General features: G+C 65.0%; 20 protein-coding genes, 1 tRNA gene and 1 pseudogene. 16 read left to right on the top strand and 6 right to left on the bottom strand.

What is annotated here, in order from left to right; genetic code table 11:
• Positions 1-40 precede the first annotated feature (40 nt).
• The 10 genes and pseudogenes from AKJ09_RS08160 to AKJ09_RS56025 all read left to right on the top strand — a co-directional run.
• Complete coding sequence (locus AKJ09_RS08160) at positions 41-1,084, top strand: hypothetical protein (protein ID WP_146646620.1); 1,044 nt, start codon at positions 41-43, stop codon at positions 1,082-1,084.
• Positions 1,085-1,130: 46 nt separating this feature from the next.
• Positions 1,131-1,697, top strand: coding sequence for an RNA polymerase sigma factor (locus tag AKJ09_RS08155; RefSeq protein WP_146646619.1), 567 nt, complete (start codon positions 1,131-1,133; stop codon positions 1,695-1,697).
• Positions 1,694-2,392, top strand: coding sequence for a tetratricopeptide repeat protein (locus AKJ09_RS08150; protein ID WP_146646618.1), 699 nt, complete (start codon positions 1,694-1,696; stop codon positions 2,390-2,392). Before AKJ09_RS08155 ends, AKJ09_RS08150 begins: the two co-directional genes overlap by 4 nt.
• A complete protein-coding gene (locus tag AKJ09_RS08145; protein WP_146646617.1) occupies positions 2,389-3,771 on the top strand; it encodes a hypothetical protein in 1,383 nt (460 codons plus the stop codon). The genes AKJ09_RS08150 and AKJ09_RS08145 overlap by 4 nt, the downstream gene beginning before the upstream one ends.
• A gap of 10 nt (positions 3,772-3,781) precedes the next feature.
• On the top strand, positions 3,782-5,578 hold the full coding sequence (locus AKJ09_RS08140) for an IgGFc-binding protein (protein WP_146646616.1): 1,797 nt from the start codon (positions 3,782-3,784) through the stop codon (positions 5,576-5,578).
• A complete protein-coding gene (locus tag AKJ09_RS08135) occupies positions 5,578-7,401 on the top strand; it encodes an IgGFc-binding protein (RefSeq protein WP_146646615.1) in 1,824 nt (607 codons plus the stop codon). Before AKJ09_RS08140 ends, AKJ09_RS08135 begins: the two co-directional genes overlap by 1 nt.
• A gap of 75 nt (positions 7,402-7,476) precedes the next feature.
• Positions 7,477-9,315, top strand: coding sequence for an RCC1 domain-containing protein (locus tag AKJ09_RS08130; RefSeq protein ID WP_146646614.1), 1,839 nt, complete (start codon positions 7,477-7,479; stop codon positions 9,313-9,315).
• A 128-nt stretch (positions 9,316-9,443) separates the two neighbouring features.
• Positions 9,444-9,531, top strand: a tRNA-Ser gene (locus tag AKJ09_RS08125).
• Positions 9,532-9,665: 134 nt separating this feature from the next.
• Positions 9,666-10,571: a LysR family transcriptional regulator gene (locus AKJ09_RS08120; RefSeq protein WP_146646613.1), complete on the top strand. Its 906-nt coding sequence runs from the start codon at positions 9,666-9,668 to the stop codon at positions 10,569-10,571.
• A gap of 132 nt (positions 10,572-10,703) precedes the next feature.
• A pseudogene (locus AKJ09_RS56025) lies at positions 10,704-10,889 on the top strand (SDR family NAD(P)-dependent oxidoreductase); the annotation flags it as partial.
• Positions 10,890-11,102: 213 nt separating this feature from the next.
• Here the strand turns inward: AKJ09_RS56025 and AKJ09_RS08110 are convergent.
• Positions 11,103-11,633, bottom strand: coding sequence for a GNAT family N-acetyltransferase (locus AKJ09_RS08110; RefSeq protein WP_146646611.1), 531 nt, complete (start codon positions 11,631-11,633; stop codon positions 11,103-11,105).
• A gap of 156 nt (positions 11,634-11,789) precedes the next feature.
• On the opposite strand from AKJ09_RS08110, the gene AKJ09_RS08105 reads away from it, so the two are divergent.
• From AKJ09_RS08105 to AKJ09_RS08095, 3 genes are all read left to right on the top strand, one after another.
• Positions 11,790-12,014 (top strand): hypothetical protein, encoded by a 225-nt coding sequence (locus AKJ09_RS08105; RefSeq protein WP_146646610.1) that lies wholly within the window; start codon positions 11,790-11,792, stop codon positions 12,012-12,014.
• Between the two features lie 152 nt (positions 12,015-12,166).
• Entirely contained in the window at positions 12,167-12,496 is a 330-nt protein-coding gene (locus AKJ09_RS08100; protein ID WP_146646609.1) for a DUF4440 domain-containing protein, read from the top strand.
• A 165-nt stretch (positions 12,497-12,661) separates the two neighbouring features.
• Entirely contained in the window at positions 12,662-13,048 is a 387-nt protein-coding gene (locus tag AKJ09_RS08095) for a hypothetical protein (protein ID WP_169927368.1), read from the top strand.
• On the opposite strand, the gene AKJ09_RS08090 is transcribed toward AKJ09_RS08095, so the two are convergent.
• The 5 genes from AKJ09_RS08090 to AKJ09_RS08070 all read right to left on the bottom strand — a co-directional run bounded on the left by AKJ09_RS08090 (position 13,023) and on the right by AKJ09_RS08070 (position 19,620).
• Complete coding sequence (locus tag AKJ09_RS08090; RefSeq protein ID WP_146646607.1) at positions 13,023-14,765, bottom strand: IgGFc-binding protein; 1,743 nt, start codon at positions 14,763-14,765, stop codon at positions 13,023-13,025. The two genes, AKJ09_RS08095 and AKJ09_RS08090, sit on opposite strands and share 26 nt — an antisense overlap.
• On the bottom strand, positions 14,762-15,838 hold the full coding sequence (locus AKJ09_RS08085; RefSeq protein ID WP_169927367.1) for an RCC1 domain-containing protein: 1,077 nt from the start codon (positions 15,836-15,838) through the stop codon (positions 14,762-14,764). Before AKJ09_RS08085 ends, AKJ09_RS08090 begins: the two co-directional genes overlap by 4 nt.
• Positions 15,839-16,055: 217 nt before the next feature.
• Positions 16,056-17,264: a beta propeller repeat protein gene (locus AKJ09_RS08080; protein ID WP_146646605.1), complete on the bottom strand. Its 1,209-nt coding sequence runs from the start codon at positions 17,262-17,264 to the stop codon at positions 16,056-16,058.
• On the bottom strand, positions 17,261-18,424 hold the full coding sequence (locus AKJ09_RS08075) for a beta propeller repeat protein (protein WP_146646604.1): 1,164 nt from the start codon (positions 18,422-18,424) through the stop codon (positions 17,261-17,263). The genes AKJ09_RS08080 and AKJ09_RS08075 overlap by 4 nt, the downstream gene beginning before the upstream one ends.
• Positions 18,424-19,620 carry a hypothetical protein gene (locus AKJ09_RS08070; protein WP_146646603.1) on the bottom strand — a complete coding sequence of 399 codons (1,197 nt, stop codon included), beginning with the start codon at positions 19,618-19,620 and terminating at the stop codon, positions 18,424-18,426. Before AKJ09_RS08070 ends, AKJ09_RS08075 begins: the two co-directional genes overlap by 1 nt.
• 184 nt (positions 19,621-19,804) lie before the next feature.
• Between AKJ09_RS08070 and AKJ09_RS08065 the strand changes: the two genes are divergently transcribed.
• Genes AKJ09_RS08065 through AKJ09_RS08055 form a run of 3 tightly spaced genes read left to right on the top strand, consistent with a single transcriptional unit; the run spans position 19,805 to position 22,150 of the window.
• A complete protein-coding gene (locus tag AKJ09_RS08065; protein ID WP_146646602.1) occupies positions 19,805-20,767 on the top strand; it encodes a hypothetical protein in 963 nt (320 codons plus the stop codon).
• Positions 20,768-20,786: 19 nt separating this feature from the next.
• Complete coding sequence (locus AKJ09_RS08060; protein ID WP_169927366.1) at positions 20,787-21,341, top strand: RNA polymerase sigma factor; 555 nt, start codon at positions 20,787-20,789, stop codon at positions 21,339-21,341.
• Positions 21,338-22,150 carry a hypothetical protein gene (locus AKJ09_RS08055; RefSeq protein WP_146646600.1) on the top strand — a complete coding sequence of 271 codons (813 nt, stop codon included), beginning with the start codon at positions 21,338-21,340 and terminating at the stop codon, positions 22,148-22,150. The genes AKJ09_RS08060 and AKJ09_RS08055 overlap by 4 nt, the downstream gene beginning before the upstream one ends.
• Positions 22,151-22,258: the final 108 nt, after the last annotated feature.

The raw sequence follows: 22,258 nt of genomic DNA, 5'->3' as shown, positions 1-22,258 counted from the left end.
TCGTGTGCGCCGCTGGCGAAGGCTTACCTGCGCGCTCTCGATGCTGGTCGCCTCTCAGGTGATCCTATCGAGCCCTCGCGCTGCGCGCGCCGACGAGGGAGCAGCCCTCGAGTCTTTGGAGCTCGCTTGGGATGCACCGACGTCATGTCCCAGCCGTGAGGCTCTCCTCGAGCAGCTTTCACGGGCCCTCGGCGATTCGCGCGCCGCGGTGAAGGTTCACGCCCGGGGGCGCGTTCGTCGCGATCCATCGGGCAGCTTCGTCTTGTCGCTCGGGATTCGCTCGGGGAACCTCGATAGCAAGCGCACGGTCAAGGACCCGTCGTGTGAGGTGGTCACCGCGGCGGCGGTCGTGATGGTGGCCCTCGCCATCGATCCCGCGATGGCCCTCCGGAGCGAACCCCTCGCCCCGAGTGGGGAAGAGGCTTCAGAACCGCCTGACGACGCACCCTCCCAGCCGACACGGACGCCGACGCCCACGATGCCATCTCCGGGGGCGCCGCCGGCAACGCCGGGGCCGCCGCGGGCGGAGGTGCGCAGGCCGAGGCCGACGGAAAGGCAGAGCTTCATGTTGGGGGTGGGGATCGGGCCAACCATCGAGCTCGCAACGTTCGGGCGTCCCACGACCGGAGCACTCGCGGGAATTTACGTGTCATTCCGCGACAAGCTGCGCCTGGACGTCGGAGTCATCGCCTCGACGCCCGTTCAAATGACCATCGAAGAGCGTCCTGCGTACGGGATTCGAGTGAGCTCTGCCGGCGCCGTCGCGCGCGGATGCTTCCTTCCAATCTCTTTGGGGGTGATGCAGGTCGGTCCCTGCGCCGGCCTCGATTTCACCACCGCGCGCGCGTCAGGGTTCGGCACGGCCGAGCGGCGCTCCGACGAAGCACGTTGGTTCGCAGTCGGCGCGGGCCTGCTTGGACGCGAAAGGCTGAGTCCGTCGATCCACTTCGTCGAGAGCGTCTATGGGACTCTCCCACTCGAGGCCCCGCAATACGGCCTCCAGATCGGCGACGTGGCGTACCGAGTTCACAGCGTCTCGTTGGGCGTGCGTGTAACCCTCGCGATCGAGGTCACGATTTTCTGACAATCGAGTGACGAAAAGCGGTTGCTCGCTGGCCAATGGGCCGAGCATGGGCAACGCGTCGGCGCTCGTCTGCAACCTCCACTCGTCGCCCATGACGGACGCGCGGCTCGAACATCACTACCGGCAGCATTTCGCGTACGTCTGGAAGAGCGCCCGCCGTCTCGGCGTGAGTGAGGTCGACGCCGACGACGTGGTGCAGGAGGCGTTCCTCGTCGCGCGCGACCTGCTCGATGCCAAGAGCCCGGCCGATGTCCGCTCGTTCCTCTTCGGTGTCCTCTACAACGTCGTCCGCCGGCACAGAAGACGGTTGAAATCGAGCCGCGAGAACACGAACGCGGTGGATGACTTGCCGGACGCGAGCGCCCCGGGCCCGACCTCCAGCACGGACAGGAGGGAAGCGGTGCGGCTTCTGGAGAGGCTGCTCGCGCTTTTGAACGACGAGCAGCGCGCGGTCTTCGTCCTCGCAGAGATCGAGCAGAAGAAGCTCCGTGAGATCGGGCAAATACTTGGGATTCCCCCCAACACAGCGGCGTCGAGGCTACGCCTTGCGAGAACGAAGCTCGCGGAAGCAGCGCATCGAATCCAGGCGCAAGAAGGTTGGAGGTCGAGGTGAAGTCAGGAGAGGACTTGGTCCGTGCGTTGGTCGAAGAGACGCAGGATGCCTACTCACCGGGCGACGAGGACTACGAGCGAGTTCTCGCCAAGCTTCGCGCTGCCTCGGTGTCGTCCGCGAGTCGTGGGCAGTCGCGGTTGGGCCGCTCCGGCCTCGGCCGCTGGGGCCTCGGGCTGGTCGCCGCGGGCGTGCTCTTCGTGGGCGCCGGCGCGATCACTCGGCAGACGCGCGTCGAGCCTACCCCTGTCCCCGCGATGAAGTCGGTGGAGCGTACGGTCCCGACCGAGTCACCGATTCCACCTGCAGAGCCCGCGACCCCGACGATAAGCGTCGACGCATTGCCGACGATCGTGCCGAGCAGCACACCGCGTAATGCGCGAACCGTCCCTGGGCCGAGCGCGGCCCCGGACTCCTCGCTCGCGGAGGAGATTCGGCTTCTCCGCGGGGCCAGTGAGGCGTCCCGAGCGTCGAATCACGAAAGCGCCCTCTCGTTCGTCGAAGAGCATGAGCGTCGCTTTCCGAAGGGCTTTCTTGCGGACGAACGGCGCGTGCAGAAGGTCCTCGTGCTCTGCGATCTGGGGCGGAGAGATCTGGCTCGATCGGAGGCGCGTCGTTTCACGGCCAACCGTCCGAGCTCGCCTTTGAACGCGCGCCTGTCGTCGAGTTGTGCGGCCGACAAGCAAGGTGCAGAATGAATCATCGCTCGGTTGCCCGGCCGGTAACTCTCTTCTCCACGGTTCTGGTCGCGATAGCCGTAGGTTGCGCGACCTCGGACGACAATCTCCGGATCCTCGGTGTCGATCCGGGAGAGAAGCCGCCCGCTTTGGCGCCGCCCGACACGAACCAGGACGCGAGCACGCCCACCGAGAACACGAACGCGTGTGATAGCTGCCCCGCGTCCTCCTTCTGCGAAAACGGCGTGTGTCGTTGTCCAGTGAGTCAGAACACGATCTGCGCGAACGCGTGCGTGGATCTCCAGAGCGATGACGCGAACTGTGGAACGTGCGGCCACCTGTGTGGTCCGCCTGTCGATGGTGGAATAGGCCCCGTTTGCTTGGCTGGCGTGTGCCGAACCGCGGAGACGTTTCCCCTCTCGCTCTACCGATCGACGGTGCTCTTCGGCGATGATCAGGCGCTCTACGTCTTCGGGCGAAGCGAAAAGTACTACGCGATCGAGCGTGCGGAGAAATCTCAACACCCGACGTTCACGCGTCTCGTGGACCTGACGTGGATGAACTCGGACAACGAACCCACCGCTGCAATCGTGGCGGGGGACGATGTCTACTTTGGATATCCTGTCGGAGTCTTCCGCTTGCCGAAGACGGGCGGCGACGTACACCAGATCTCCCAGCAGGCAGCGTTCGCGTTCGCGGCCACCGCAACGCATCTCTACGTTGGCGGACCGGGGGGCATTTCCCGGATGACGCTGCCCGACGGTCCGTTCGAGCCATTCCTCGACTTTTCGGCGGGTCATCTCGCCATTCGGGGCAACGACCTCTACGTCGCAAAGAGCACGTATCCGCCGATTACTCCCGTGGATATCGTTCACGTCGACCTCACGACGAAGATCGCCACGCTCATCGGGACGACGATACGCGTGACGGGTCTCGCTCCCTTGGACGACGGAGTGATCTGGTCGAGCGGCATGTTCTATTCGGCTCCCGACGTCTACGGCGAGCATCGCTTGCTCCGTTGGACGAAGTCGCCCGCGAAGACCTCCGTCCTGTTTCAGAACTCGTATTCACCCGTGACGGGGGTTGCGACGAACGGTAGCAATATCTATTTCACGAATGGCTACTATTGGAGCTTCGAGCAGAATGCCAACGCGCTGGTGATGCTCCATTTGGGCCCGGCCGACGATGCGCGCGCGGTGCCTTTGGCGACAGCGCTCCAGCAAAGAACCCAGCTTACGCCTTCCCCAGCGGAAGGCCGCATCATCGTCGAACACATGAGCTGGCCGGTCGTCGACGATCACTTCGTCTACTGGCTCGATGAAGTCGAGCCCGAGTCCGTAAACGGGAACCCTGAGCTCGTGCAAGGCCGGACGAACGTGCGGCGTATCGCGATCAAGTGACGAGGGCTTGATGCGTACTATCCTGGAATTCGCGATTGGAACGTGTTTGCTCGGAGCCGTCGTCTTTACCGCGCACTGTTCGAGCGCCGACGCGAACCGCTTCGAAGACCCAGACGCTGCCGGCCGCGATGGCGGGGCAGCGATCGACCATGGGGCTTCCGAAGCCGGATCCGGAGCTTGCCCAAACCACTGCTCGGACGATCTGCGCCGCATCCTCGACTGTCGCGAACAGCTCGTCGAGACCTGCGCGGACGACAAAGGCTGCGGTGGCCTCACGTGCGTATCGGCGTGCGAGTCGGCAAAATGGAACCGCAGCAACGTCGGCTGTGAGTTCTTCGTACCGCGACCCCCCGAGAGCATGACGAACAGCTGTCATGCGGTCGTCGTAACGAACATCTGGCGCACCCCTGCGACGCTGAAGTTCACGTACGGCAACGAGACGTTTTCCCTCGCGGGCCACGCTGTCCGCGCCTCCGACAACGTGCCCGTCGAGAGCAATACGATTGCTCCCGGAGAAACGATCATCGTTGGACTCGCAGGAAGATACTGCAAGGGCGAATCCCTGATCCTCGAGCCCTATGAGGTGCGTGTGGTCGGGCTGAACGAATCGGGCAGGGCACGTGCCTTCGAAGTCGAATCCGACGTTCCAGTGCAGATCCGCAGCAGTGAAGCGCTCTTGAACGAAGCGACGCTGATCGGTGCAACCACGATGTGGGATCGCGACTACGTGATGGCCATGCCGGCGCCCGCACACTACTCCGGTTGGCCCGGAGGTTTCATTCAGATCGTCGGGCGCGAGGACTCTGTCGTCGAGATTCGCCCGCGCGAGCCACTCCTGGGTGCACCTGATCTCCCTGCACTCGCAGCGCACGACGTACGGTCCTACCGACTCGGCCGCGGAGAGATCCTGCAATTCGTGCAGGACGACGACCTGACCGGATCGTTCATTCACTCGAACAAGCCTGTCGGCGTCTTCGCTGGTGCTGCCAATTTTGCTGTCGATGGACCGGACAAGTGTTGTGACAAGGAGCGAGGGTCTTCGGTACAAGTACAGGTCTCTCCGTCGCGATCGCTCGGAGATCGCTACGTGGCCGTTCGCTACCGCGATCGCTACGAGGGCGTCGTGGAAAACGGTGTGTGGCGCATCGTCGGTGCGGCTGACGGCACCGTGCTCACCTACGAGCCCGCCACACCCAGGGGGGCGCCCACCAAGCTCTCTGCGGGCGAATTTGCCGAGTTCAAGACGACCGATCCGTTCGTCGTCTCGAGCCAAGATGCCGAACATTCGTTTGCCCTCTATGGGTACATGAGCGCCGGCGTCGAATACATGCCCAATCCGCCCGAAGAATATTGGACCGGAGACGTTCGCGGGGCGGCCGAGTTTACTCCCGTGATTCCGGTCGTTCAATACATGAAGCAGTATCGCTTCTATACGGACTCGTTCTATCCCGAGACGAACCTCGTCGTCGTGAGACGTCGCGGTAAGGACGGATTCGCCGACGTGGTCCTCGACTGCGCGGGGAGCCTCTCGGGCTGGGCGCCTCTCGGAACCTCCGGCGATCTCGAGTTTACGCGGGTCGATCTCTCCAGAGGCAACTACGAGCCTCAAGGCAATTGCAAAAACGGCGTCCGCGAGATGCATAGTGACGCGCCGTTCACCGGGACGGTGTGGGGCTGGGGATCCCTGGCGACTGGCGGGGCCCATGACGGTCCGGGCACGTTCACGTGCGCCGCCAGTTATGCGTTTTCGATCGGTGCCGGATTCCGCCCTATCGACACGAGCGATCTTCCGGGAGGTATCCACTGATGACGCCGCGGTTCTTGCTTCTGACGGCTTGCACGATGGTGGCCGTCGCCTGCGCGGCATCGGAGCGGGGCTTCGAACAGACTGCCGACACCCCACCCGCGACCAACGCGCCTGGATTCTCGGCCGATGCTGGTCAGTGCACGTGTTCGTCCGGCGGCAAAGCCGTCGCTTGTGAAGGACAGGAACTCCGCGCGTGTCCGGAGGGCCAACGATGCTTCGCCGGAGGGTGCATCGAAGACGCATGCGAAGCGGCGAAGGAGAAGCAGTCCGCGGAGGGCTGCTCCTTCTACACCGTCGTGCCGGACGCCTACGAAGGGAAGCAAGGCTGCTACGCGGTCTTCTTGACCAACACGTCGCCGCGCCCCGTCGACGTCAAGCTCCGTAGCGAAGGACTCGAGGTCGCTGGCAGCGATTTCGTTTATCTTCCGAAAGGGAGCGGCAACGATATCGAGTATGAGCCTTTGCCGAACGGGCAGATTCCCGAGAATGGTCTTGCGATAGCGTTCATTGCCGGTCCGACCTCCGCGAATGGGGACTACAAGTCCTGTCCTGCCCAGCCCGCAATGAAGCACGCGCGGAGCCAGCCGCAAGACTTCGCGCCGTCGAGCCCGTGGACGGGTTACGTTCCGTCGATTCTCCTCGAGACATCGGAGCCCGTCGTGGCGTCCGATATCTACCCCTACGGCGGAGCCGACAGCTACGTGACGGGCGCGACCATCCTTCTTCCGGTGAATGCGTGGGGGAAGAGCTACGTCAGCGTGACACCTCCCGGCACCAATTTCGTCGACCTCATCGCGACCGACGATGACACGGAGATCACGCTTGCCCCGAAGACGAGGCCACTCGGTGGAGCGGACCTCGTGATGCCCACCGAGGTAGGCAAGACGTCGAGCCTGTGGCTGACAAGGGACAAGGCCTACCATCTCGTCCGCATCGAAGACCTGACAGGGCTGGTTCTCTCGGGGAACAAGCCATTCCTGGTCATCAGCGGGTCGCGCTGCTGGGGTGCCCCGTGCGACGCCGCCCATCAGCAGCTCCCGACCGTTTCGACGCTCGGCTGGGAATATGCCGCCGTCGGACATCGTGATCGCCTTGCTCCTGCACCCGAAGACGACAGCGTCGGCCAATGCCTGAACGTGCCGTACACGGCGACATGCCAGTGTCGTCCCGTCAGTCCGGAGACCCACGAGTATCGTCTCGTCGGCACGGTCGACGGCACGGTGCTTCGATACGAGCCCGAGGCGCCTCCGGGAGCTCCGAAGACCATCCAGGCTGGACAGGACGTATGGATTCACTCGCTCGAGCCCTTCGTCGTGCGAAGCCAAGACAAGAGGCACCCGTTCTTCATCGCCGAGCTCATGTCTTCATGCGCCCAAATCGATCCCTGCGGCAAGCGCGGATGTCCGGGCGACCCGGAGTTCACGACGGTCGTACCGACTGCCCAGTTCTTGCGTAACTATCTCTTTTTCACGGACCCGACCTATCCGACGACAAGCCTCGTCGTCACGCGGACGCGCCCCGAGGGGGGTGAATTCGCCGACGTGAAGCTCGATTGCGCAGGCGTCATTTCCGGTTGGAAGCCGCTCACCGACCGGTACGAATACACCCGACTGGATCTCGTGACGGACGGCGCTCGCCAAGGCGGTTGCGACAATGGCCGTCACGAGATGAGCAGTACGCAAGACTTCGGCGTGATGATCTGGGGCTGGGGCAAGGACGGGATCCTTGCCGACGGAACGACCAAGAGCGCAACGGGGGCGACGAGCTATGCGTTCCCTGCCTCGCGTGGGCTCCGCCCGGTCAACCCTGTCGATATCAAATAAGCCATTCGCCCTGGTCCGTGTCCGCTGGAGGCGGCCGACAGCCCGAAGGCTGGATAAGAACATGAGGAGCTCACAATGAACGAGAAGGAGTACCTCTCGCGTGCGGCGAGTGTCGGAGGGCGATTCGCTTGGACGAAACGAGCGTTCGTTGGCGTTTCCTCTGTGGCGCTGCTCATTCCTCTCTTGCTGGTGTGCGGATGCGCGGCCGTATCGTCGAGTACGTCCGGCAACGAATCGAGCAGCGATGGAGCCAGTCCATGCGCGGACGGATTCTGGGATGACGATGGGGATCCCGCCACCGCGTGCGTTGCGTGGTCGACGTGCGTGGCTGGCACGCACGTGAGCGCGGAAGGCACTCCGGATACCGATCGCCAATGCACGCCGTGCGCGCAAGGAACGTACTCCTCGTCATCGAACCAGACCGCCTGCTTCGCGGCGGCCACGTGCCCCAAGGGTTCGGAGCTGACGAGCGTTGCAACTCCGACGTCCGCATCGGTGTGCACGGCGTGCGACGACGTCGGGGTGTATTGCGCCGGCGGCTCGGCGCCCAAACAAGCATGCGCGAGCGGCACCTGGGACGACGATTGGGAGACCAAGACGGAGTGCGTCCCGTGGAACGACTGTTCTGCCGGAGACTTCCTCGCGGTCGACGGAGACGCCATCTCCGACCGGGTGTGCAAGCCCTGTGAAGACGGCAGCTTCAATGCGACGATCAACGCCCGAAGCTGCGTCACGTGGAGCGACTGCCAGCCCGGAACCTATGCGAGCACAGCCGGCACGGCGAGCGTCGATCGCGCGTGCACCGCTTGCCCTGCGGGATGGAGGGCGGCGGGGATGAATCGGCCTGTGTGCTTTCCGCCGGTCGTCGAGGTCGCTTTGGGATCGGTTCATACGTGCGCGCGCCACGAGGATGGCTCCGTCAGCTGTTGGGGATCGAACGCCTACGGACAGCTCGGCGACGGAACGAAAACGATAAAGGTCTCGCCTCAGCTGGTGCCTGGGCTGACTCACGTCGTCCAGCTCGTTGCAGGTGAAGCCCACACGTGCGCGCGCCTCGAAGATCGCTCTGTTCGATGTTGGGGGTGGGGCGGCTACGGCCAGCTCGGCGATGGTACCACCGGCGACCGTCTCGCCCCCACCGCCGTTCCCAGTCTATCGAACGTCGTCCAGCTCGCCGCGGGGGGAAGGCACTCTTGCGCGATTGTCGAAGGGGGCTCGGTGCGCTGCTGGGGATCGAACACCTCCGGTCAGCTCGGCGACGGAACGACGACCAACCGAGCATCGCCTACCGCGGTTCCGAACCTGTCCGGCGTCGTGGGGCTCTCCCTTGGCGATGGGCACACCTGCGCACGCCTCGACAACGGCTCCGTCCGCTGTTGGGGATCGAACTCCAACGGCCAGCTCGGTGACGGGACGACCACGGACCGATCGTCACCTGTCGAGGTCGTCGGGCTCGCCGCCGTCGACAAGCTCGCTCTCGGTGACTTGCATTCATGTGCGCACGAGGTCAACGGCTCTCTCCGCTGCTGGGGATGGAACTTGGGCGGCCAGCTCGGTGATGGAACGACGGACGACAGCGTGTCGCCGACGACGGTCGCGGGCCTGTCGGGGGTCGAGAGCATCAGTGCTGCAACGCTTCACACCTGCGCGAGCCTCTCCGACCATTCCGTCTACTGTTGGGGAGCGAACTTCAGCGGCCAGCTGGGCGATGGCACGATGGACAGCTCGCCGTCACCCGTTCTCGTCCCCGGGCTCTCCGACGTCGTCAGGGTGGGGGGCGGTCATTCCAACGCGGGGTCTACGTGCACGTGCCACAGCGACGGTGACGTTCGCTGCTGGGGAGCAAACGGGGAGGGCCAGCTCGGTGACGAAACCAAGGTCGATCGGTCCTCGCCGACGCCCGTGGTCTGGTAACGCCGGACGAGGCCAGCTTCGTCCACCCAGGACGCCGCGCAGGCAGGGCTGAGGTTTTTCGGGCCTTTCAGGGCCTGCGCGACGAGAGCTCCCCTCGGCCGGAGCTTGTGCTAGCCTGCTCGCCGTTCGGAGGAGTGGCCGAGTGGTCTAAGGCAGCGGTTTTGAAAACCGCCGTACCGCAAGGTACCGGGAGTTCGAATCTCTCCTCCTCCGCCAAAGATTCCAGCTTCGTTGCAGACCGTGCCTCGCGACCCGGCCACGAACGACGACCCTACTCTCCGCTTGGTCCTCTACGGCACCGCTCGGGTAGCGTCGCGCCGGCGTGAGATCACGCGCTGACGAGGCGTCCAATGGATCGATTGGATACGATGCGCCTCTTCGTTCGCGTGGTCGAGACGTCGAGCTTCTCGAAGGCGGCACGCGCCGAAGGCGTAGCGCAATCGACTGCGAGCAAGCAGGTCGCGGCGCTCGAGAAACGCCTCGGGACGCAGCTGCTTCGGCGGACGACGCGCGGACTCAGCATGACCGAGGCAGGGCGTACCTTCTACGACGACGCGGTACGCTTGCTCGCCGATCTCGACGCCGCCGAGGCGCGCGCGGGCCATGGCCATGGTGCTCCCGGAGGCCAGCTTCGGGTGGCCGCGCCGAGCGCATTGAGCCGAATGTACGTCGTGCCTCACCTGCCGGTGCTCCTCGCGCGCTACCCCGCGCTTCGCGTGGAGCTCGACGTCTCCGACCGCTACGTGAACCTCGTCGAAGAGGGCGTCGACGTTGCGATTCGAATCGGCAGCCTCCGCGACTCGTCGCTCGTGGCTCGCCGGATGGGCACTTTCGATATCGTGACGGTCGCGTCTCCCGACTACGTCGCTCGTCACGGAGAGCCGCACAAGCCGAGCGAGCTCGAGAGGCACGCGTGCGTGGCCTTCATGTTCCGCGGCGCGCCGCGGCCATGGGAATTTCGCACGACGAAGGGCCCAATCCCTTTCACGCCCTCGGGGCCGACCCGCTTCGACGACGCCGAGAGCATTCGTGCCGCCGTGCTCGCGGGGCTCGGTATCGCGCACGTGCCCGGATGGCTCTTCGCCGAGGAGCTCACCACGGGCAACGTCGTATCGCTCCTGAAGACTTTTGCGCCCGAGCGTGTGCCGCTCCAAGCCGTCTATCCGAGCGATCGGCGCACGAGCAGCAAGGCGAAGGTCTTCATCGAGTTCCTCGCAGAGACCTTCGCCGAGTGCTCGTGGCTGAAGGCTCGTTGAGGAGGCGCATCCGGTATTCGCCGGCGGAATAAGGCCCATGCGGACGGGCGCACTTCTCACTCGTCGTGCGCGTCGCCAGACTCTCGCGCGGCTGGACTCCGCGCTCTCGCGGAGCCGCAGAATGGAGAGCCCATGCGAAAGCTCGAAGGCAAGGTCGGGGTCATCACCGGCGGCAGCAGTGGAATCGGTCTCGCGACGGCGCGGCGGTTCATCGAAGAAGGCGCGCACGTCTTCATCACAGGTTGGAGACGCTCCGAGCTCGACAAGGCCGCTTCGATCCTCGGGCGCGGCGTCACCACCGTGCAGGGGCCCTCTTCCTCGCGTCGAACGACTCGAGCTTCTGCACCGGGATCGATCTCGTCGTCGACGGCGGGCTCACCCAGCTGTGACGATCGCCATGCCGACTCCCGCGCGGAGTCATCCCTCGGTGAGTAGGACATCGTAGCCGGTGACGCACGGGAAACGGCATGGGCGAGCGCCGCCGTCGCGAGCCGACGGGCGGCGGCGTTCCGTCAGGACTGGGGTGAGCTGCTACGACAAGATGATCCAGTAGTAGCGTTTCGGAGGTCTGTTGGAATTGAGGACCTTTGTCTCCCGCAGCGTACCTCCGTTTCTTTCGATGATGTGGATGGACGCTGCGTTCGTGTCGTCACACGTGAGGAGCACCGCCGTTAGTCCGAGCGTGCGAGCGACTGGCAAAGCCTGACGCAGCATCTCCGTAGCGATCCCGCGGCCTCGGAAGGACGGCACGGTATCGTAGCCAATGTGGCCGCCTTCGACGCGAAGTGCTTCGTTCAGCTCGTGCCGAATGGAGATACGTCCCACGAACTGTTCTTCTGCCACGGCCCACAGATGCGTCGCGGGAACGAAGTTTTCGGTTCTCCGATTCGAGTCGGCCAGCTTCTTTGCCACGAATGCCGGGAAGTCCTGTTCGATGCCCTCGAGGTCTCCTCCGACCCACCACGGAAGGCCTTCGTGTCGGAATTCACGAAGCGCACGCAAGAAGCTCTCTCGACATCCCTCCGTGGGCGAAACCAGGTGGATCTCCATTCGAGGATTCACGCGTGTACCTCCGTCGGCCTTGGAATAGTAACCAAGTTCCTTCGACAGGCGGGCGTTCGATTGTTCAGCGCCACAAACGGGCGAGGATGGGGTGGAACTTGCCGTCGAGTCGCACGAAGAGTACCGAAGGTCGTATCGATCGCCGAGGAGCACAACGTGTTCGGCGCACTGCTGCAGCTGTACGTCTACGACTTCAGCGAGATGCTCGAGCTCGACGTCGACGACGACGGGCGGTACCACGGGCGCGTCATCGATCGCTACACCGGCGGCCGCTTCGACGAGGAAGCTCTCGACGACGAGCGCTGGCGCGGACCGGTACAGCGCTTCGGCAATCGTCGCTACATGGCGTCACCGTTGGGTGGCTCGTGCCCGGCGAGGTAGTCTTTGCAGATGGATGCCGTTGTGAGAGCTCTTCACGGGGCGCCGCCCGAATGAAATCCGGTTCCAACGCAGCGATCGACAAGGTCATCTCCCGATTCTTCGGGGTCTTCGACAACCGCGCGGGCCGTGTTCCAGAGGCCCAGGCGTTCGGCATGCTCTTCGCGTCGAACGCCACCATCGCGACCCATTCCGGCCGAGGCGTGCAGATCACTACACCGGATGAATTCGTGAGACCGAGGATCGAGCTCCTGACGTCGGGACGACTCGTCGAGTTTCACGAGTGGGAAACGCAATCGGAAAACGAGATCCTCGGTTCGCTGGCGGTCCGCCGCTCGAGGTACGAAAAATCCGGGCGGCTCGACGGCCAGCCCTACGCTGGCGTGGGTACGAAATTCTTCCAGCTTGCGCAGATCGACGAAGCCTGGCGCATCGTGTCACTCGCGTGGATAGACGATGCCGCGTTCGGCAGTAGACAGACGTGACAAGGAACCGGTCGTTCGAAAAGCCCGCGGAGCAGACCGCGACGGAGTCCTGACGGCTCTATCGGGAGCTCCCGCCCCACGATGTGATCGCGATCATCCAACCTTTTCGTGTCTCCGCCCGAGAGCACGCCGTCGTCCCCGACCACTACGCCGACGGTGCCGAGGGTGCCGGATGCCAGTGCGCTCGGCACCACGTCGTGCGCAGGCATCAACGGCATCACGCTCAAGAGCGGTACCGTCACGCCGGTGGGCACGTCGATCGAATCGCCGAACAAGAAGTATCAGCTGGCCTATCAGACCGACGGAAACCTCGTGGTGTACGAGCTTCTGCCCAGCAAGAAGGCGCTCTGGGCGTCCGGCACCATGGGAGCCACTCCCGACAAGGTGGTGATGCAGGCTGACGGCAACCTGGTCGTCTACAAGTCCGACGGTGGGGTGGCCTGGAGCAGCAAGACCAGCGGCAACACCGGTGCGGTGGTGTCGCTGCAGGACGACAACAACCTGGTCGTGTGGCTGGACCGAACCTTCAATGAACTTCGAGCGGTCGACTGACGAGTTTCCGTTGGGCCATTCCGCCCGGGTAGGCGTAGCTTGCCCAGTCCGACCAGCCCCAGAGCGTCGCGGTGAACGGCCCCTTGCTTCGCATCCGCTGCAGTCCGTTCGCGCATGTGCCGCCCGGGAACGTCTCGCCGTGTCCACCCGCACGAGCGAGATCGACGCGGCGGTATTCGAATCTCCCCGCGCTATCCACGGCGGTCCATCCCTCGACCGGCCCGCCTGCGCAGTCCAGCCACACGTCCTCGAAGCCCTTGGTCGACTTCGCTCGAATGAGGACGAGGGACGTCTCCGTGTAGGTAGGGTCCGCGTAAAACATATACGCGCTCATGTATTGGCCTGCCGGTACGACGTTGACGAACTCTGGATCCCCCAATGCATTGTTGGGGATGGTATTGGCGCCCGACATGTACGCGGCGAGGTAGAACGGATGCTCGGCGTCTTGGCTCCGTACGACGAAGGGGCTGTCGGTCCAGAACGTCACGACCTTCCCTGCGTTCATCTGCGAGGGGGCGCCGGTGGGGGGCGCGGGATCGTACGTCAGCACCGTTCCGTCGACGGCGGCGACGATCCTGTAGGGAGACGCCTCGTTGTCTCCCGAACGACCTCGGTAGCGAACGGCGACATACTCGCTACCCCACTGCTCGAAGGCAGGGATCTGTTGCTGAGCGCTATCGCAGGCCCGAACGTCGCTCGGGATGAACATGCAGTCGTGTCCGCCGAACAGTGAGATCGGCTTGTTCGCGTCGACGAGGCTCCCGGAGAGCTCCTCGGCCTGCGAGATCTGCAACACCTCGCCCCTCGAGAGGTGGTACTTCAGTGCCGCTCCTCGTTTGCCACCGACGATGGCGACACCGTCCTGGATGTCTACATTCGGTACTACGGTTACGTCGGTGTTTTCTTCCGACGCGACGATTTGAACGCCCGGGCTCTCGCTATAGCCCAAGATCTTCTGCCAGGGCTCGACGACGATGTGCTGCTTGCCCCACGTCGCGACCGGCAAGAGCAATGTCGCGGAAGGGTAGTGGCTCGCGGCGCCGCCAAAAGGATAAACAGTCGATAGGCTGACAGGCACGTTCGATGTCAGGTGAAGCGAAGAGGCGCGCCCGGTACCCTTGGGCAACGGCCAGAAATCGAGCGCCGGCCGTGTCCCCGCCGGGCAGTCGACGTGAACCTCCGACGTCGAAGCAGGCGGGGCGCTCGCGAGGAAGACGACGACGGCGTCTCCGGGGGGAATCGGACCCTCCGAGCGCTCGATGTTGGCGGTACCTGGAACGAAGCGGTAGACCGCCCCGGAGAGATCGAGCGGTCTTCCGTCGTGCTCGAGTACGACGTCGACCGGCGTATTCCAGCTATTCACGATATAGGCCGCGTAACAGCTATTGGCGTACGCCTGGCTCACCGGCGGCGGTTGCAGATAAAACTCGCAGCCGAGCGAGCTCTTCGCGACAGCGGCGGCAGCGCAGGGTTCGATGCACCTCGCATCCGCGCAGCCGAGCTCGGGCGGACACGTCTCCACGACGACGTCGTCGCAGGAGCGCACGACGGACCGAAAGTCGGGCGAGCACTGAAGCAGGCACGCCGGGGAGGACGAATCGGCGGCGTCGTCCGAGACGAAGGGAGCGGGGGAGGAGGTGTCCCACGTCCTTGGCTCGCCGGCGCAGGCGGAAACGATCATGAAGGTAGCGAACAGCGCAGCCCTCGGTGACTTCATGGCAGCTTCACCGGCGCCGGCACGAGCTCGAACGGCCCGAGGTTGCCACGTCCAAGCGCGCCGCGTGTGTTGTCGCCCCAACATTCGACGCGGCCGCTCTCGAGGAGCGCGCAGGTAGAGGAGCGCGCAGCCCTCACGAGGACCGCGGCGCCGCTGAGCCCGACGACCTTGACGGGGAAGAATGCAAACTTTCGCGTTCCGTCGCCTGCCTGCCCTTGCTCGTTTGCACCCCAGCAGTAGACGTCACCTTGATCCGTGACGGCGCAGCCGCGCCGACCGCTGTCCGTCGAGGCCACGGAGACCTGGACGACGGCGGAGATCCCGGGGACGGGCTCGGGGATTGGCTGGCTCGGAGGGCTCTGGTCGGGGTGTCTGCCTTGGCCCCAGCAAGACACGTGGCCGTTGGCGACGGCGCAAACGTGGCCGCCCGCTGCATCGATGGAACTCACGTTCGAGAGCGCGATGGGCATCGGAAGCGGATCGAGCGGCAACGACGATACACGCCCAAGTGACGACCACGAGCCCCAGCTGAGCACCACGCCGCCCTCGAGCAGAGCGAAGCGCGAGAGGTCTGCGGCGACGTCGACGACGCGCGAACCGGGCGGAATCGTGACGACCGTAGGTTCCGTTGGAGCGAACGGACCGAACGTGCCGTCCGGAAGGCGACCGTAGCTCACGCCGGCTCCGAGACACGTCAATTCACCCGTCGTGAGCAATGCGCAAATCGAATTGTCGCTCGCTCCGTGAATCCGCCTTACCGGCGGAAGGGGCAGCGTCACCGGACTCGGGGTCGTCAGGGCTCCACCATCTTGGAGGAAATTGCCCTCTCCCCAACACTTCACGCTTCCGTCCGCGAGGACGACGCAGCTGCCGCCGAGGCTCGCCGCATCCTCGATTCCAGGAACGAACGCTGGCTGTCCGCTCGGAGCCTCGCCGGCGTCCTTCCCGCGGCCGAGCTCTCCACCCGTATTCCAGCCCCAGCAAGCGACGCGGCCGGCGGGGGCCGCCTCGGCCTCGGCCGCTACGAGGGCGCAGAATGTCTCCGTGGTGCCGGATCTCGAGAGGTCGATCACGCAGGGCGCGTCCCCGCAGTGGACCGGCCGTCGAACGAAGGTCTGTCCGCCTCCGCCCGAATCTTGACGAGGGGGCGCGGCCTCCCGAGAAACGACGTCGGCGGCTCCAGCGTCCACCACTGCCACGTCCTCAGGATCGGCTCCTTCGGATCGGGTTACCGTCATGCAACCCATTGCCATGGACAAGCTCGCCGCGACGGCGAGCGCCCACTCGAGGCTACTTCTTGCGGACCGCATATGGCCCTCCAAATGCCCAAATCGTGTTTGCGTTGGCCCCCCGAACGATGAAGGACGCACGCAGCGGCGCGCCGTTCAGGGCGATACTCGAGATCGTGAATGTCCCGCCGTCTTCCGCCACGTCGGGATTATGCCGAACCTGGGCCTGGCCTCCGAGGTAGAGATCGGTCGCCGTCGGCCCCCAGAGTGACGGAACTGCGCTGTCCAATGTGGGGGGCACTCCCGAGACTGGACGGCGCGAGACGACGTAGGCTCCGGCGCCGTCGCGCGTGAAGCTCACGAGGCTTTCGCCTCGGACCCCCATCGCCGATTGCGGGGTCGCAACGTGCACCCGTAGCGGCGAGCGCCGCGCGGTGGGGTCGAACCATGCCGGTGGGGCGGCGATACCCTTGCACGCCATGCCTTGGATGCACTCGGAATTGCAATCGGCGACGACGGTGTACGTACCCTGGGACTTGTGCGCGAGATAACCGCAATACGATCCTCTCGCTCCCGAGATCCAGACGTCGTCCCTGCCCGAGCCGGTTATCGCGGTGAGAGTGCGCGAGTTCGACTTATACAGGTCCGGGACGGCGTCGTCCTCGAGCTCGATTTTCCAGACCGGTCCACCGTCTACGGATGACTCGCGGTGATAAACGGCTTTGTTCGTGAGTGCATAGATGTCGTCTGTCCCCGAGCCCCATATCGCCGCGATTGCGACGTCCTCGCCGATGTTCTCTTCCGTCCACTGCCACGTCCCGCTGCTCCGCGTGCCGTGCAGGACGGCACCGTGAAGTCCCGCCGCCCAGAGGTTGTCCGGGCTCGATGCCCAGATCGCTCGACCGTAGGCAACCCGGTCGTTCACGTAGACCCAGCGATCCCCGTCGAGCTCGAGCACGCCGCTCTCCGAGACGGCGAACACCGTCGTCGGCAGCGGCCAGAGATCGAAGAAGTTCGTCGGAGGCGGCTCGGGCACCTCGGGCGCGCACCAGCCGTCCGTGCTGCAGAGGAGTGAAGGCGCCGCGTCGACATCCTCGCCGCCATCGGAGGTCACCGGAGGCGTGCCGGCCTCCGATACGGACGCTGCGTCCGGCGTTGGATCGTCATCGCTCGTTCGGTATGTCTCGCTCTGCGCCTCCGCGCACGCGCCCGCGACGTTCACGAAGCCGACAGCAAAGAAGCCAAAGAGCCAATCGTTCGACCGCATCATTGGGTGTTCCCTGCCGAGGTCGTGAGCGCGAGCAGGACGCCATCGCCGATCGCCCAGACATGCTCGGCGTCGGTGCCCCATACGCCGTAGAGCGCCGGGCGGTTGCCGCCGAGATTGGCCACGGCGGTTTGCGACCAGGCCACGCCGTCGAAGTGCAAAATGGTGGCGTCGTCGCCGACGGCCCATACGTCGGACGCCGACGATGCCCACACTCCACGAAGCGTCGCCTTGGTCGAAATCCCTTCGGCGACTTCCCAGGCAAGCTCTCCTCCGCGATACCGTCGGACGGTGCCGGCAGCCCCCACCGCCCAAACATCGTTTGCTGCGAGCGCCCAGACGTCGTGGAGAGTCGTCTGGGTTTGGCTATTGAATGCCTGTATGCTCGGCTCCGAAGTGGCGTTCGAGATCCGGAATACGGATCCCCGCTCACCGACGGCCCAGACTTCGTCGTCCGTCACGCCGTGAAGGGCCATCACTCTTTGCCCGAAGGCGTCGTAGACGTTGCTTGGTGTCGGATCGAGCTCGATTCCGTCGCCCGCCGTCCGTGCGCGCATGAGCTGGATATATGTGTAGTCGATCCCAAGCCAGACCCATTCGGAGCCGGGGGCGCTCCACATCGCCTGCAGGGCGCTCCATTCGGAGTAGGCGGCCCCACCGGTGTCCATAGGCGTGATCGCGCGCCAATCTGCGGCGCCCGCCTCTCGAACGTAAACGAATGCGAGGGACGAAGCGGCCCACATCTCACCGTCAGGGCGCAAGACCAGACGGGATAGCGTTTCCTCGGACTCGAGGCGTGACACCTGCCACGTCGCACCGTCGAAGTGCAGGACCGTTCCGAGCGAACCGACGACCCACACATCGCGATCTGAACTCCCGTCGATGTCGTTCAAGCGCACGCGTGTGTCGATGCCGGTTCCGAACAGCCCCTCGACCGGGCAAAAGTTGCCCTCTCGACAGACGGAGGGAAAGAGCTCGCAGTCTTCGCATGCTCCGGTCTCCACTCCGGCGTCGACGACGACCTCGGGGGGCGACGCATCGTTCGATGGCGTCTCGGCGGCCGGGGGCGTGGTCTCTTCGGGTGAGTTCGCGCAGGCACACGCGAGGGCGCACGCCACCGCAGGCCCGACCCACGCACGCACGTTGCTGCCTCGCGCGTGCATCAGTTGACTCCTCCGGGGCACGGCTTGACCGCGCACTTTCCACCGACGCAGGCCTGTCCGGCCACTCCATTGCAAGAGACACCGCACCCTCCGCAGTTCTGCGGATCCGAGAGCAGGTTGGTTTCGCAGCCGTCGACCGCGTTGTCGTTGCAATCACCCCAGCCGTCGGCGCATAGGAGCTTGCATTCGCCGTTGACGCACGCCGCGTCCGCATGCCGGCTGCCCATGCCGGGGCATGCACGGCCGCACGCGCCACAGTTCGTCGGGTCGCCGCTCTTGATATCGATGCAAACTTGTGGGGCGCATTCACGTGTTCCCGGAGGACACGCGCAGGCCGGTACGTTGCCTTGTGTGCGAGAGTCGTAATAGAAATTGCAGTGTGACCCTCCGGGACACGCGAGCCCGCATGCCCCGCAGTTCTCGTCGTCCGGCTGCGCGAGGTCGATCTCGCAACCGTCCGAGCCGGGAGCGGTCAGGTCTCCATTGCAATCGGTCCACAAGACAGTAGGTGGATTGATGTCACATTTGAGCTCGGCGCAGGTCGAGTCCACGCAGCCGTACAACGCGTGTGGTGGGGGAGTCGCCGGTGCGTTGGCGCATCGGTTGTTGCATGCGCCGCAATGATTGTCGTTCGTCGCGAGATCCACGCACGTCAAGACGAGGTCCTGGCAATCGACGAGTGGCGCCGTGCATCCACATTTGCCGTTGTTGCAGCGGTCGGTGCTGGCGCATCGATCTCCACATGTTCCGCAGTTGTCGACCGTGCGCAGCGTCGTCTCGCAGCCGTTGTCGCGGACTCCGTCGCAGTCGGCCCGTACATCGAACGTGCTCGAGAGGCACTGCATCTCGCACTTTCCGTCGATGCAAACGAACTGGGCGCCGAGCGCCAAGTCGCCGAGGCCAGGGCACACGACACCGCAGCGGCCGCAGTTATAGGGATCCTTGCTCAGGTCGATGTCGCATGGAAAGTTCGACGACGGGCAGGTCGTGAAGGGAGCGGCGCACGTATTCGTCGGGCAGAACGAGGTCGTCTGATTCGGTGTCGAGGAGGCGTCGCTCTCTTCTGCCGGGGAGGAGAGAGTCGGTGGTGGTCCCGCGTCTATCGTCTCGCCCACGACGCTCGAGGTCGAAGCACATGCGTGCGCCCAGAACGTTGTGGCGAGCACCGCAAAGGGGGCGAAAAGTCGGCGTGCCATCGACCATGGATGGGGCGGCGAGCAAAAATCACCACGCCGCGAGAGAAAAAGTCGTCGTCGTCGTGGTGATCGGACGTCCTCGTACCATTCACGGGGCGTGGACGTGCGCGCTCGCCTCGATGAATGCGAGGCAGTAGACTCCGAAGAGATGTTGCGTGTAGGGCGAGCTGTCGTCTTGGCCCTCATGTGGACTGCCCATGCCGCCGCCGAACCGCAGAGCTCTGCGGCCGAACCGGAGGAGGGCGGGCTTCACGTCACGAGCATGGACGGCTGCCCCACGGCGGCGGCGATGCTGCGGGAAATCGAGCGATTCCGACTTCGCCGGGCGGACGACGTCCGTCTGCGCATCGTGCTCAGTCGGGAAGGCGAAGATCTCGTCGCAACGATCTATCGTGACGGTCACGCGCTCGGTGAGCGGAGGTTCGAAGCGCCGCCAAGAGACTGCGGAGAACAGCAGCGCCTCGCAGGCCTTGCCCTCGCGATCATGCTCGAGCGACTCGGTGCTGCGTCGGGCTCAGCGGATTCACCTGCCGAGCCGGTTGCGCCTCCGATGGCGATCGCACCGGAGGTGACTCCTCCTCGCCTCCCGGCAATTCCGCGGGAGAAACCCGGCTCCTCGCGCCCGGGCAGCGCTTCCGCCTGGGCACGGACGGCGGCCGCTTACGGCGCGAGCAGCGTGGCGCTCATGCCGACGGTCGGTTTCGGGGGCGGTCTCTCGCTTGGCGCGAGCACGGACCGCTGGGCGGTGGAGCTCGGCGCCGAGGGGCACCGCGGGCTCGCGTATTCGCTCGGACTCGGGATGGTCGACTCGAGTCTGCTCGCCATTTCCGTCAAAGGATGCGCAAGCGTCGTCTCGGTGGCGAGGTTTCGGCTCGGCGGCTGTCTCGGGGGACTCCTGGGACGATGGCAAGTGCGAGGTCGCGGTTACGGCAAGGACGTCGAGACCGTGCAGCCCTGGGTGGCCGCGAGCGTCGGCCTACGGGGGAGTTTCGCCATCACGGCGTCGATATCCCTCCGCGTCGACGCCGACGCTGTCGTGCCAGCGACCCGCCAGTCCATGGAGGTACGCGATGGCGCGTCGACGCTCCGCGCGAGCTCTGCAGTCGCCGGTGTCCGTATGACCGCCGGACCAGAGCTCCGCTTCTGACGCTCGAACGATGGTCGCCATGAACGCCGTGAAGATCCCGCATGCAGAGGTCGAGCAAACGACCGTCGACGCCGCCTCACTGTTCCGCGCGCATGGCGACTTCGTCGCTCGCTTCCTTCATCGGCTCAACGTTCCCTCTCACGAGATCGACGACCTCGTGCAAGACGTTTTCCTCGTTGTCCATCGACGAGGGGGCTTCGAGCCAGGAAAGGCGAAGGCAACGACCTACCTCGCCAAGATCGCGCTCCTTCTGAGCGTGGATCAACGCCGCCTCCAGCAACGACGCAAGACGGACCCCAACAGTGAAGGGCTCGCGCGGGTCCTCGACGAAGCGCCGACTCCCGAGGAGCGCGCACTGCTCGTCGAGGACGTCGAGCGCGCTCAGCGCGCGATTGACACGATCCCGCCCGAGCGCCGAGCCCTCTTCATCCTCTTCGAGCTCGAAGACGAGCCTTGCAACGCGCTCGCTGTTGCCTTCGACATACCGCTCCGAACCGTTCACTCGCGGCTCCGCATCGCTCGCCGCGAATTCTTCGAGGCCTACGAACGCCTCGGAAAGGAAGAGTCGCCATGACGGCGCCCCGACGCATCCTCGATGAGCCCGACGTAAGCGACCGCATGCGTCTCGTCCTGCGAGGGGCTCGCGCCAGCGCTCCGGTGTACGACCATGCTCGCGGCGTCGAGCGCTTCGAAGCGATGCTCGCGAATCATCCGTGTCCGCCGATCGCCAACGTGCGCGCCGCCGCCAGCGCGACGAGGACGCTCGTGACGAAGACGACGTTTCTCCTGGGCGCGCTCTTACTCGCAGGCGGCGGAACGTATGCCTACGTCGTGCGTGCCAACGCCCCGGCAGGGCCTCTGGGGGGGGGCGGGTTGCCGGCCTCCAGAGAGGTCGCGACTCTGAGCGCCCGCTCTGCGAGTATCGCGCCGCCGGTCTCGACGGCAGTCTTGCAGCCACCGCAAACCGACGGCCCGAGCGTGTCGCCGTCACCCGAGGTTCAGGCTGTCTCCGTGGGCTCGCTGCCTGCGGTCCGACCATCGACTTCACCCATCGCGGCAGGCGCCGCCGCTCGCTCGGCCGCCGCGGCCGCCCCGCCACTCTCGACCGTGGACGAGCACCAACGCGAGGTGCTTCAGCTCGCCAAGCTCCAGCGGAAGGCGACGTCGGATCCCGCGCAGGCGATCGACCTCGCGCTGGCCGGTCACGCGGAGTTTCCGCACGGTGTGCTCTTTCAGGAGCGGGAGGTGATCCTCGTCGATGCGCTCGTGCAGGCGGGGCGTCTAAGCGAAGCGAAAAAGCACGCCCGCGCCTTCGTCGAGGCATATCCGAAGTCCCCTGTCATTTCGCATCTTCGTGCGATTGCCGAAATCGACGCCCCCTGATCGCCGGTATACCTCATAGAGGGGGGCGCACGACGCGATGCTTGTATCGATGGAGAGCGCTCGGTCCCACGGCGACTTCCTTCTCGGTGGTCGCGTTTCGATGTCATT

The organism is Labilithrix luteola, assembly GCF_001263205.1.
In the GTDB taxonomy this organism is placed as follows: Bacteria; Myxococcota_A; Polyangia; order Polyangiales; family Polyangiaceae; genus Labilithrix; species Labilithrix luteola.
Note: the sequence above shows the minus strand (reverse complement) of the source record. Positions and strands in the feature narration are given on the sequence as shown.